The sequence below is a fragment of the Beggiatoa leptomitoformis genome, from assembly GCF_001305575.3.
GTDB lineage: Bacteria > Pseudomonadota > Gammaproteobacteria > Beggiatoales > Beggiatoaceae > Beggiatoa > Beggiatoa leptomitoformis.
In genome coordinates this window covers 3,857,220-3,869,880 of sequence record NZ_CP012373.2, presented here as the reverse complement: position 1 = coordinate 3,869,880, position 12,661 = coordinate 3,857,220, and the positions used below count along the sequence as shown (strand labels likewise).

Annotated in this window: 12 protein-coding genes; 4 read left to right on the top strand and 8 right to left on the bottom strand. The window is 40.7% G+C overall.

What is annotated here, in order from left to right; genetic code table 11:
• Positions 1 to 198: 198 nt before the first annotated feature.
• The gene (locus tag AL038_RS16515) at positions 199 to 1,293 is read right to left on the bottom strand and encodes a cysteine protease StiP domain-containing protein (protein WP_062154690.1); all 1,095 of its coding nucleotides are present in this window, start codon (positions 1,291 to 1,293) and stop codon (positions 199 to 201) included.
• A 170-nt stretch (positions 1,294 to 1,463) separates the two neighbouring features.
• On the opposite strand from AL038_RS16515, the gene AL038_RS16510 reads away from it, so the two are divergent.
• Positions 1,464 to 2,252 carry an ABC transporter ATP-binding protein gene (locus tag AL038_RS16510; protein ID WP_062154689.1) on the top strand — a complete coding sequence of 263 codons (789 nt, stop codon included), beginning with the start codon at positions 1,464 to 1,466 and terminating at the stop codon, positions 2,250 to 2,252.
• A gap of 307 nt (positions 2,253 to 2,559) precedes the next feature.
• On the top strand, positions 2,560 to 4,041 hold the full coding sequence (locus AL038_RS16505) for a hydrogenase 4 subunit F (RefSeq protein WP_201800104.1): 1,482 nt from the start codon (positions 2,560 to 2,562) through the stop codon (positions 4,039 to 4,041).
• 146 nt (positions 4,042 to 4,187) lie between these two features.
• On the opposite strand, the gene AL038_RS16500 is transcribed toward AL038_RS16505, so the two are convergent.
• The 3 genes from AL038_RS16500 to AL038_RS16490 are packed head-to-tail and all read right to left on the bottom strand — an operon-like array spanning position 4,188 to position 5,619.
• Positions 4,188 to 4,544, bottom strand: coding sequence for a phasin family protein (locus AL038_RS16500; RefSeq protein ID WP_062154688.1), 357 nt, complete (start codon positions 4,542 to 4,544; stop codon positions 4,188 to 4,190).
• Positions 4,545 to 4,594: 50 nt separating this feature from the next.
• A complete protein-coding gene (locus AL038_RS16495; RefSeq protein WP_062154687.1) occupies positions 4,595 to 4,954 on the bottom strand; it encodes a phasin family protein in 360 nt (119 codons plus the stop codon).
• Between the two features lie 29 nt (positions 4,955 to 4,983).
• On the bottom strand, positions 4,984 to 5,619 hold the full coding sequence (locus tag AL038_RS16490; protein WP_062154686.1) for a phasin family protein: 636 nt from the start codon (positions 5,617 to 5,619) through the stop codon (positions 4,984 to 4,986).
• 322 nt (positions 5,620 to 5,941) lie between these two features.
• Between AL038_RS16490 and clpB the strand changes: the two genes are divergently transcribed.
• Entirely contained in the window at positions 5,942 to 8,533 is a 2,592-nt protein-coding gene (gene clpB, locus AL038_RS16485) for an ATP-dependent chaperone ClpB (protein WP_201800103.1), read from the top strand.
• A 102-nt stretch (positions 8,534 to 8,635) separates the two neighbouring features.
• On the opposite strand, the gene AL038_RS18900 is transcribed toward clpB, so the two are convergent.
• Positions 8,636 to 10,183 (bottom strand): DUF6513 domain-containing protein, encoded by a 1,548-nt coding sequence (locus tag AL038_RS18900; protein WP_062154684.1) that lies wholly within the window; start codon positions 10,181 to 10,183, stop codon positions 8,636 to 8,638.
• 128 nt (positions 10,184 to 10,311) lie between these two features.
• On the opposite strand from AL038_RS18900, the gene AL038_RS16475 reads away from it, so the two are divergent.
• Positions 10,312 to 10,509, top strand: a complete 198-nt coding sequence (locus AL038_RS16475) for a hypothetical protein (RefSeq protein WP_145917123.1) — start codon at positions 10,312 to 10,314, stop codon at positions 10,507 to 10,509.
• A gap of 170 nt (positions 10,510 to 10,679) precedes the next feature.
• Here AL038_RS16475 and AL038_RS16470 read toward each other — a convergent pair whose 3' ends face one another.
• The 3 genes from AL038_RS16470 to AL038_RS16460 all read right to left on the bottom strand — a co-directional run bounded on the left by AL038_RS16470 (position 10,680) and on the right by AL038_RS16460 (position 12,633).
• Complete coding sequence (locus AL038_RS16470) at positions 10,680 to 11,555, bottom strand: SIR2 family protein (RefSeq protein WP_062154682.1); 876 nt, start codon at positions 11,553 to 11,555, stop codon at positions 10,680 to 10,682.
• Positions 11,556 to 11,619: 64 nt separating this feature from the next.
• A complete protein-coding gene (locus AL038_RS16465) occupies positions 11,620 to 12,210 on the bottom strand; it encodes a nitrogen fixation protein NifQ (protein WP_066246157.1) in 591 nt (196 codons plus the stop codon).
• Between the two features lie 75 nt (positions 12,211 to 12,285).
• Complete coding sequence (locus AL038_RS16460; RefSeq protein ID WP_062154681.1) at positions 12,286 to 12,633, bottom strand: 2Fe-2S iron-sulfur cluster-binding protein; 348 nt, start codon at positions 12,631 to 12,633, stop codon at positions 12,286 to 12,288.
• Positions 12,634 to 12,661 lie beyond the last annotated feature (28 nt).

The following is a 12,661-nucleotide window of genomic DNA, read 5'->3' as shown; positions in this document are numbered from 1 at the left end:
ATGCCTCGCCTCATTTCAATGCTAGGGATATACAAAGCCGTCGCCTTATTCAGCAAAAACCCCCTAAAAAGGGGGTTTCGGTTCAATGCGAAATTTTCTGCATAGTATAGATGACGTTATGCACACCTGCAACCACAACTCAACACTTGTTCGCTTGATTTTTTAGAAAAAATAGTTAGTTGGCTGTTAAGGTTAGCTTTAATTCATGATGCCAACGGCTTGATAAGGCATGTTATTAAATACTTCGATGGGTATTTGTTTTTCTTCAGCAAGATATTGAATTGGCACAAGGTCTGTTGCATTAGGCCATTTAACCAGAATTTTTTTGGGTGCATCGCGTAATAATACTCGAATTGTTTCACCAATGCTGGGATAAAGATAGTTACTATGTGCAATTTGTGCTTGACGCATGAAATGCTCCATAAAACTAGCATTATCTTGTTGCCGTTGGTTTTTTGCTTCCGTACTCACTGTTGCATAACTAATTGGATTTTTAGCCAATTTATAAACTTCGTTCATCACTTGTTCAATATACCAAAGCGATACATCTTGTTCCCTGTAATGCTGATAAAATTGACAGCCAAAGAAATCTTCTAAGCCTATGTAGCGACGGTGTAAAATAGTATGGCTGGTGAGTCCGCTTACGGTTGCATTGAGTAAAGCTGAAGGAATTACATAATCTTCTAAAGTCACTGCATTCACTGTGCTACTGCCCGAAACATTGGCAATAACCCAAAGTTTTGTGGGGATACAGGTATTAAAATGATGATTAAATAATGATACCCATTTATGCAGTTCGCGGGTTAAAATCCCTTTTCCTGTCCACGCATCAATAAAAGCAATATCACTTCCATTTGTTTCTTCTACTTCAAGAATATAACGCAACGCATTTTCATCTATTCCTTTTTCACGGAGCAAGGCTAATGAATAATGCGGAACAGTGCGTTGAAAAATGTCTTGTAATGTTCGTTTTAACAAAACACCTATCGGCGTACCCGCACGTGCTAAGGAAACCAAGGTTAATTTTTCTTTTGTTGTATGAAGTAAATACGCCAAACTAAGCACATGATAGGCTAATTTTTGTTTATTATGCTGAACCGTTTGAAAAAAAATATCTACATATTTTGCGCTAGGTAAAGGCTCTACAGTCAGTAATTCATGTAAACATCGCATACCTGATAAGTTTTGTCTATTATTATCAAATAAATTAACAGGTTCAACAGGAATCAGCTTAAATAATAAAGTTACATCAGTGGGAGGATAACTCCCAGAAAACGGGGTGTAATGAATCATATTTAGAAATGTGGTATCAAGTTGGCTGTTTTTAGAGAAATAAGTATCTAGCTAAAAATCAGCGGTGAAAACCGCGTGATTAGCAGCATCATTTACTGTACAAAGATTGTTTTTATAGAGAATGCAGAATTTACGCCACGTTAGGATATTTTCATGAATGATGTTTAAATATGGATATATTACAAGCACAACACGCCAGCATCACAGTTGCCCAATCACAACTCTTACAAGATATCACCCTGACTTTACACAGTGGACAACTCATTGCCCTTTTGGGGCTTAATGGGGCGGGCAAAACCACCTTGTTAAAGCTACTTGCAGGATTGTGGCAAGCCAATACAGGAAAAGTACTACTAAATAATGTAGAACTTAATCTTTTTCGCCGTCAGACCCTTGCAATACAGATTAGTTATGTTCCACAACAAACTCATTTTGAATTTGCATTTACCGTCTGGGATATTGTCATGATGGGGCGCAATCCCTATTTAGGACGGTTTCGCCCAGAAACGGTTAAGGATAAACAAGCTGTAACGCGAGCATTAGAGCGAACAGATATTACACATCTAGCTCAACGCTGGTTTCACGAACTTTCGGGTGGGGAAAAACAGCGCGTCATTATCGCCCGTAGTCTTGCAACACAAGCAAATATTATTTTGCTAGATGAACCTATCGCAAGCCTTGATATTGCCCATGCCCTAGCAATTTTGCAACTTTGTCGTCAATTAGCCGATGAGGGACATTTGATATTGTTATCCTTACACGATATTAACGCGGCTTTACGCTATGCCGACCAAGTGATACTGCTTCATGCAGGACAATTAAAAGCCATCGGTACACCGCAACAGGTTTTAACCACACAAGCCTTACAAACCCATTTTCACCTTCTCGGCGAACCATTATCCACCCATTGCGGCCAATCTTTGTTTTATTTTGAACATTGCTTACCCGCTACAAAATAGCTTGATACGCTTAAAACAACAAAGGGTAAACGCAAGTATTCTCCAATTTAAAAAATTCTCCTCATGAAAAAGGGGTATTTAACCGCTTTTCAGGAAATCCCCCTCAACAAGGATGGTTCTCTAACTACACTAATTATAAAGGTTTTTATTAAAAAGAATCGTATTTATTTAACATGCCTAAAACTTTATTATTCAGAATGACACTGAAAAACTTATAATAACGTGTTGAACATCCCGTTTTAATGGATTTATCCATACTGTTTAATATAAATGAAACTCCATACAAGGTAGGTTCTGAGGTGCATGAGTGAACATTCTTTCTCTCAATTTCGTTTTAATTATTCCTCTTATTGGCATGTTATTACTCGCAATAATGGGACATATTCGAGGTGCAGGATGGCTTAATATTCTGGTCTCTGCCGCCAACTTTCTCGCTTCGCTATGGCTGGGCGCAGATGTTTTAAAATTTGGCGGCTTAGTGACACAAAACCAGTTTTTTTTCGTCGATGCCTTTAACATCTATCTTGTCGCGCTCACTACCTTTATTGGTATGAATACCGCCATTTTTTCCCGTCCTTACATGCGTTACGAAGTCAATAAAGGGCGAATTACACCGCTACGTATGCGCCTGTATCATACTATGTATCAAGCCTTTATTTTTGCAATGTTACTTGCGCTCACAACCAATAATTTAGGTTTACTCTGGGTTGCAATGGAAGCGGCAACCTTATCAACGGTTTTACTCGTTAGCCTTTACCGCACCCCAGAATCTATTGAAGCCGCTTGGAAATATTTTATTTTATGTGGTGTAGGAATCGCACAAGCCCTGTTTGGCACCATGCTACTCTATTTTGCCGCAGAAAAAGTGATTGCAAATCATCATGACGCACTTTCATGGACCGTGTTACAAGGCTATTCATCGCAACTAGAACCAACCGTTTTAAGCATTGCTTTCGTCTTTCTACTGGTGGGATATGGAACTAAAGTCGGACTTGTTCCACTACATAACTGGCTACCCGATGCCCATTCTGAAGGGCCAACTCCAATGTCAGCCGTTTTATCGGGCCTACTCCTTAACGTTGCGCTCTATGCACTGGTGCGTGTAAAAATACTCGTAGATGGTTCTTTACAAAACCAAATGGCAAGCCATTTAATGATGGGATTTGGTCTGCTATCTTTTCTCGTCGCCGCTTTTTTCCTACACCGACAACGCGATATAAAACGCCTATACAGCTATTCATCCATAGAACACATGGGATTGATGACCTTTGCTTTCGGGTTAGGCACTCCTTTGGCTACGTTTGGCGCGTTGCTGCACATGACCGTTCACGCACTGACTAAATCCGCTATTTTTATCACTGTTGGACATGCCTCTCATGTTGCAGGCACACAAAAAATAGATAAAATTCGAGGACTTATGCGGACACAACCCAGCATTGCATGGGGATTATTACTTGGCACTGCAGCCATTGCAGGTTTTCCCCCTTTTGGAGTGTTTGTGAGCGAATTTCTTCTTATTACGGCAACCATGAAAAGTTATCCTTGGTTGACTCCCTTACTCTTACTCGGATTAGGAATTGCTTTTGCGGGTTTATTCAAACATGTTCAACCCATGATTTATGGCGAAGCCCCTGCGGGACAAGTTGCTGTTCGTGCAAACATGCTTCCTGTCATGATACAACTCGGGTTAGTGCTGTGGTTAGGCTTATCTATTCCCTACTTTCTTGCGCAATGGTTTGAACAAACCATCGTCCTCATTACAGGTCAACCCCTGTGGAGTTTTTTATAAAGATAAAGACGTTAAGGATGATAGAACGTTCAATATCAACAAATTTTTTGCAAAAATAGCAATAAAACAGATAATACCGCTCGAAACCCAAAAAAAAACCTACAACGGGCTAACCCATGTAGGTTTTTATAACTTAAGGACTTATCCTAGTTTTTTACCAAAGAAGGATAAGCGTCGGCATTATCCTTAATTGTTTTTTCAGTTAAATCAACGAACTGATTTTTAATATCCAACATCAATTCAACAGTAACACGATAATTGCTCAACAACCGTTTGCTAAAATCCTCAACCAAACCAGATTGTGAGGAAACCACCGCTTGTATATCTTTCGCATCACTTAAAGATTTTAACTGTTTACTACCAACTTCCGTGTAAATACCAAGCAATTCAATTTGCTGTTGTGTTAAATGAACAATCAAATCATTATTAATTGCGGCGAATTTTTGTGCAGTTGCAAAAGCCTTATTGCTCAGTTCAGACCACTTCTGGATTTGTTCTTGCATTTGAATCACCTCGTATGAGCGAGAAGTTGAAAAGGGTTTGTCCTTTGAAATTACTTCACTAACTTAATTGCAGGATTAAGTTCTACCACTTCTTTTGTACTTTTTTCCGCAAGAGAAACTAATTGACCTTTAACACCCACCATCATTTCCATTGTAGAACGAAAATTTTCTAATACTTTCCGATTAAACTCTTCAAACGTGCGAGATTGCGCACTTAACACATCCTGAAAATCCTTCGCTTTGCTAACGGCTTCCATATACTTCGTACCACTTTCAACATAAATCCCTACTAAACTCATCTGCTGTTGGGCCAAACTCATAAATAAATTACGATTAATATCAGCAAATTGTTGAAAAGAAGCCATTGCACCTTTATTTAAATCTGACCATTGTTGCAGTTGTTCTGACATAATAAATTCCTTGTAGTATTCGGATAAAATTAATATTTCAGTTGTTTTGAAGGAGCAGGACGCTTTCTTGCGGGTGATTTAGCGGCATTGCTAATTTTCTTTGGAGGCGTTGTTGCCTCAACAGTGGTTACTGCCGCTAATACTTCTTCAGCAGGCGCGATGATATCCTCGACAACTGCGATGGGTTCTTCTAAGACAACCGACACAGGTTCAATAACTGGTGTTGCTTGAATCGTTTCCGTCATAACGGCTGCTGCCTGTTGAACAGTCTCAGTTGTTTGTGCTGCAATTTCGTCTGCAACAACAAGCACTTCTTTGATTTTTTCTTCGGCTAATGCACTAGATTGCTTATAGTTTTGTTCGGCTAATTGACTAAAATCCGATTGTAAATCCACAATCATTTTTAAAATAGATTGATAATGTCCTAAAAGACTTTGATTGACTTCCTTTAACACGCCTAATTGTGCTGTAAAAACATTTGAAAAATCTTTCACTTCACTAAAAGCACGCAGTTGTTTAACACCACTCTCCATGTATAGTCCAACCATATCGAGTTGTTTCTGCGTTAAGTTTTTTAAAAACGCATTTTGCAAATCAGCAAATTGTTGTGCTGAGGCAAACGCATTTTTGTTAAGTTCAGACCAGTTTTTGAACTGAGTTTGCATGGATAAAAAAACCTCATTAAATAGCATGTAACCAAATTTTGGTATAAATTCTTATGTCATAATTCACTATCGCGCCATTCACACACAATAATTATCACCGTTATTTATGACATAACAATTTACATCAATAAAAAACACCCACTACATCGTGTTAATAAACCATTTGAAATAACTAGACTAATTCTTAATTGTGCAATGCAACAATACCTTGTATTGAACAATAATAAATCAAGCCCGACTTGTCAAGTTTTTTTTCCTTGTAATCAGGTTATCTATCCTCACATCGTGCAATAACCAGATAACAAACGAGGGGATTAACCACATGAACATGGAAAAATTAACGACCCGCTTTCAACAAGCCTTATCACAAGCCCAAAGCCTCGCACTTGGACGCAACCACCGCTTTATTGAACCTGCACATGTTTTACTCGCCTTATTAGACCAAAGCGATAGCAGCGTCAGCTATTTATTAATGCGGGTTGGTGCGAATATCAATCAGCTACGTTCTGGATTAACAGAAATCCTCGACCGCTTGTCCACCGTTAGCGGACATGAGGGCGAAATTCATATTTCTAATGACACTAATCGCTTATTAAACTTAACGGACAAACTTGCGCAAAAACGACGTGACCAATTTATTTCTAGCGAACTATTTTTACTCGCCGCGCTTGATGAACAAGGCACAATCGGGGAATTATTAAGGAAAACAGGGGTTGATAAAACCCTACTAGAAAAAGCCATTGAACAAATGCGTGGTGGAGAGCAGGTTAATGACCCTAATGCAGAAGAACAACGCCAAGCCTTAGAAAAATATACAATAGATTTAACCCAACGCGCTATTCAAGGAAAACTAGACCCTGTTATCGGACGTGATGATGAAATCCGTCGTACTATCCAAGTATTACAACGACGGACTAAAAATAATCCTGTTTTAATTGGTGAGCCGGGTGTCGGGAAAACGGCGATTGTTGAAGGCTTAGCACAACGGATTATTAATGGTGAAGTCCCTGAAGGGTTAAAAGGTAAACGGGTTTTATCGTTAGACATGGGTGCATTAATCGCGGGAGCAAAATTTCGCGGCGAATTTGAAGAACGTTTAAAAGCCGTTTTAAGCGATTTAGCCAAGCAAGAAGGACAAGTTATTCTCTTTATAGATGAATTACATACAATGGTTGGCGCAGGCAAAGCCGAAGGCTCTATGGATGCAGGCAATATGTTAAAACCTGCTTTAGCACGGGGCGAATTGCATTGTGTGGGTGCGACAACTTTAGACGAGTATCGCAAATATATCGAGAAAGATGCGGCGTTAGAACGGCGTTTCCAAAAAGTCTTAGTTGATGAACCCAATGTTGAGGACACCATCGCCATTTTGCGGGGTTTAAAAGAACGTTACGAAGTGCATCACGGCGTTGATATTACCGACCCCGCCATTGTCGCGGCAGCAACCTTATCACATCGTTACATTACTGACCGTCAATTACCTGATAAAGCGATTGATTTAATTGATGAAGCGGCAAGTCGAATTCGCATGGAAATTGATTCCAAGCCCGAGCGAATGGATAAATTAGATAGACGACTGATTCAGTTAAAAATTGAGCGCGAAGCGATGAAAAAAGAGAGTGATGAGGCTTCGAAAAAACGCTTAGAAAAACTCAACGAAGATATTCAACGGGCTGAACGTGAATTGTCTGATTTAAATGAAGTGTGGAACAGTGAAAAAGCCGCTGTTCAAGGCTCACAACACATTAAAGAAGAGTTAGAACAAACGAAACTTGCCCTTGAAACCGCTCGCCGCGCGGGAGATTTAGCCCGCATGTCAGAACTGCAATATGGACGCATTCCTGAGCTGGAAAAACGCTTATCTGATGCAGGCAAGGTTGAAACACAGGAAATGCAGTTGCTACGCAACAAAGTGACCGATGAAGAAATTGCCGAAGTGGTGTCTAAATGGACGGGGATTCCTGTCAACAAAATGCTGGAAGGGGAACGCGATAAACTGTTACGTATGGAAGACGCTTTACACAAGCGCGTTGTCGGACAAACTGAAGCCGTAAAACTGGTTTCTAATGCGATTCGTCGTTCTCGTGCAGGACTTGCAGACCCTAATCGCCCTAACGGTTCATTTTTATTCTTAGGGCCAACAGGCGTTGGGAAAACTGAGCTTTGCAAAGCCTTAGCAGGGTTTTTGTTTGATACCGAAGAGGCCATGATTCGTATTGATATGTCTGAATTTATGGAAAAACATACCGTTGCTCGCTTAATTGGCGCACCGCCCGGCTATGTTGGTTATGAAGAAGGGGGCTATTTAACGGAAGCCGTTAGACGCAAACCGTATTCCGTGATTTTATTGGATGAAGTGGAAAAGGCACACCCTGAAGTGTTTAACGTTTTACTGCAAGTTTTAGATGATGGACGCTTGACCGATGGACAAGGTCGCACGGTGGATTTTCGTAATACGGTTATTGTGATGACTTCTAATTTAGGCTCACAAATTATTCAGGAAATGGCGGGTGAGGATAATTATGAAGCCATGAAAGCCGCTGTTATGGAAATTGTTAGTCAACAATTCCGCCCTGAATTTATTAATCGTATCGATGATGTGGTGGTATTCCATCCGCTGGGAAGAACGCAAATCCGCTCTATTGCAGGCATTCAAATTGGCTTACTGCGTAAACGCTTAAATGCAATGGATATTGATTTAGACATCAGCGATGCCGCATTAGATTTACTCGGCGAAGTGGGTTTTGACCCTGTATATGGTGCAAGACCTTTAAAACGGGCGATTCAAAACGCGCTTGAAAATCCGTTAGCCCAAGCAATTTTACAAGGTAAATTTGTGGCGGATGATACAGTGATGGTGGCGGTGGTTGATAACGTGTTGCAATTTACTCGTGCATCACGGTTGGTTGCATAACCGCGCTCAAACGGCTATCTGCAATCAATTAAGTTTGTGACCACAGGATAAAAACGGATAACATCGTTTGCGGTGGTATCCGTTGCCTTTACAAGTGGTTTGCTATATTGCCTTAAAATCTGTCTTGCTAGCATTACAAAGTGGACAAAACCAATCTGTTGGCACGTCTTCCCAAAGTGTTCCCGCAGGAATCCCCGCATCAGGTAACCCTTTCTGTTCTGCATAGAGAAAACCACACATTTTGCAACGATAGGTTTTATAATTACTTTCTGTCATCGGTGCGGGTGCTGCAACCGGTTGGCAATATTGCTGCGTTGTTGATGCTTCTACCGCGACACCCCATTGTAATTCCTCATCTTGGTTATACCGTTTACCCAATTGCCACGCAATCTGTGCGCGCGCGGTTTCTACCCCCAGATAAAAAGCATGTGAGCCATCTGTTGTTACATTCAACTGCGGAAATAAATCAAATGGGTTTTGAGCGGTATGCAGTCCGTCGCGGTTATAAATATGAATTCCTTGTTCACTGATTTGAATGCGAAAACTGGGGTCACGCACTGCTTGGGCTAATTGGGTGATTTCTTCCAAACTATCAGGGAAAGGTTTTTTTTCATGTAGGCTTACCAGCCCACGATGAACCCCTTTAGGAAGGCTTTGATGTGTTTTTGCGAAATACATTAAACGTCGTGCAAAATCGGCTTCACGAATCGCACGGCGGGCGTGTTGGCTCACTTCGGTTGCTAAGACCGCATTGATGTTCAATTCATTGATAATTCCCATTAATAAGGCATTCATTCCTGCTGTGTCTGCATCGGTTAATTCGGTAATATTGCCTATACCCATCATGATGGGAACATCGGGTAACTTGCGCCGTAGGCTGTGATAACGGACTAAAGAATCGGTAAATCCAAAAGGAATAGGGTCTAAAATGGGGTCAACAAAAAAAGCCCGTTGTCGTTGTTGCATACTGGCAATAGCACGATACAGCGAGTCCATATCGTCGGGTTGTTCGGGAATTAGAACGGGTGTTGCCGCGACTTCATCGGCAATCCATAGGGTGCTTTCTTTCAAACTCAGGAGATAATCCGCGCCCGCCTTACCTGCACGAAGTAATTCCTCTGTCTGCATAGAGTCGACGCTGACTTTAAAGCCTTGAGCATGTAATGCTTCAATGCAGTCTGTTAAATGGGGAAATGGTGTATCGGGTAAACAGCCTAAATCAATGACATTTGCCCCCATTTGTCGGTAATAATCTGCCCGTTTTAGCACCGCATCAATACTGCGTTGTGAGGCATCAACAATTTCGGCAAAAATCAAAACATCATATTGACTTAAATCAGGTTTAACCCGTCCTTTACCAAAAAACTCGGGCAAGTCTTTTAAATCATCTGTTCCCCGTTCTATGGGAATACCTAAATCTTGACTTAATAGGCTTAAATCACCCCGACAGCGACCGGGAACAATAATACGGGTTGCCTGTTTGGTATCCGTTAAGCGGCGTTTTATCATTTCAGCGGTCATTAAACCCGCAACGCTAATACCTAGTTGATGTACTTCGTAAGTAAACGGGAGAGGTTCTATTGCGGTTAATACTCGACGCAAGTTTGCTTCAGCAAGTTTCCCTGTTAAAAATAAAATATGTTCTGCCATCCTGTTATGTTGGGTAACGATTCCCCGCTCCTTTGATAAGTTTTTTTATTAGACTGCTTACAAAAGCATTTATTATAGCGTGTGTTAGCGTTACATATAGTAACCGTATTTTAAAAAGGGAATAAGAAATGACCTATTCAACAGATTTCCGTAAAAAAGTATTGCTCGTTACCAAGTTTCACTTGGTAATGCCTATTCGCCAAGCTCTGCTTGGCGGGTACTTGCTTGAACGCTCCACGCTTAAGTCCGCTTGTACTCGGCAAGCGGAGCTTGGTAACGAGCAAATTGTTCTATTGATAAGCTCTTTTTACGGATATTCTATTTAATCTTTTTATAGTACTGTCGCTATAATGCACCCTACACGGATAACGCTTTTAGTCTTATTATTTTTGATTCTCATCATTATATAGACAAAAAAACCCAGCCAGTTTTTAAAACTGGCTGGGTCTTAATGAACGGGATAAGGACTTAAATTAAAATAAATCGTTATATCGTTTTAAACGGCAACGCTTAAAGGTTTTCTAATAGAAGGTGCATCAATGCCTATTTCAGCGAGTAAATCTTTAACTTCTGCATTGATAACTTCAAACCCTAATTTTTTACAGAAACGAATTTCTTTATCATTTGCATCAGGAATGACTGCCCAGCCCGCAGGTTTAGCCGCGTCGTAAATGATGTCGGATAAAATCATCCGTTCCGTATCACGATTTAATGGTAAACCAAGCAATAGATATTGTTTGTTACGGCGATATTGTTTCAAATAGGCAGGCATTCCAAAGCCTCCCATTAATTCAGTAATATAATCAACGTAATCTGCATCTGAGGCGATGAAGTTCGCGGCGGGGCGAGGTGTTCCTAGGGGTTTGAAGAGAACGGGTAAGCTGGTATCTACCGCTTCTAATGTTGTTTCTTTATAGCTAGAACCTTCAGCACCATCAAAATGATAGAGGTGAAAACGGTAGTCTGTGCCACCAAGCCGCGCAGTACCAACGACAAGAGTATGGGGACGACTGGCATAGGCATCTTGTAAATGTGTATCACGGTTCGTATCAATCAAATAGGGCAGGTTTAAACTAGCTAACCATGTGTGTAATGGAGCAGGTGTCCATTGGGTTTCGCCATAAAGTTTGGTTAAGAATTTGTTGACGTAAGAGCGTCCTTTTTTTAATTCTTGGTTCATGGCAGCACGTGGGAATTCATACATTAACTTGGGTGCCATCGGTTGCCCGTTATTCATTGCCAAAATTAAGCTATTGCTATCAGCGGGGATGGGTTCGCCTGTTAATTTGTTGGTAGAACCAACTAGGGCGTGCGCCCCTAAATAAGGGATAACGCTACCGTTTTGTAAGCCTGTAATAATATCTTTAAACATGGAAACACTCCTAAAAATTTACAATGGCTGACTGGTGTGAGTAAGCAATACACGGTCAGGCGGGTTATTCTTCGCTACCAAAACATTTTTGATAATCGGCACAGACTTCACAGGAGGGGGCGCGACAAATATAAATCCCTTCTTGCAGACAAAGCTGTTTGTAGAAAAATTTTTTCCATTTCATATCGCGGTCGTTCTTTGCCGCTAAGCTTGGAAAATTATGTTTCATGAGGGTGGTTAAATCTTTGCGCGACCATAACCCCAAATCTTGCCATAGATGGTCACTCCCCATACAGCCTGTAATTAGGATGTCGGCTAGGCATTGTTTATCATGGGTGATTGTGTCGCAGTGGGAAAAAAATAGGGTACGTAATTCGTCACATTCGGGTAAACGTAATACATCTATCGTGTCAGATGGTAATAGACGTTGCGGAAAAATATAATGAGGGAAATGGTTGTTAAGTAAGTTATTCCATGATGTTTCACTGAGACCAAAACGGGTAGGCATATTGCCTTGTCCTACTAACCAACTGGCAATCATGCAAGCAAGAAGATGATTATTCGGCGTATTGTGCGCGTGTGCCATTAGGGTTGCATAATGAACATCACGGGAAGCTGTTTGAGTAATCGATGCGTGTACCACTTCTGTGTGCATGATGTTATCCTCTTAATTCTATATCAATTCTCGTTTCTGTATGGTTTACCAATGCAGAAACGAGATACAACTGGCTTAGTACTCGACTAAAATATCTTCATCCCGCACAATAAATTGGCAAGCTAAACGCCATTGTGGGGGGATATCAGAGACTCCCGCTTTTTCTATATCTTCAGCGGTTAATTTACCAACTTGTTTTAATACCAGCTTTTCTTTGTCAGTTAAGAAACTGCTCATGCGTCCTTTTTCATCAAGGCTTGTTACCTTGATAACGCAAGTACCACATTCACCATCACCACAGTTAAATTCTATTGGAACTTTGTATTCACGGGCAATGGATAAAATGGTTTCTGTGTGGCTACCTGCGACGGCATAAACGGTTTTATCCCGATAGCTGGGGTTGCTAAATGTAATATTAGCCATAATTCTTCACTCCTAACTTTAAAATCAA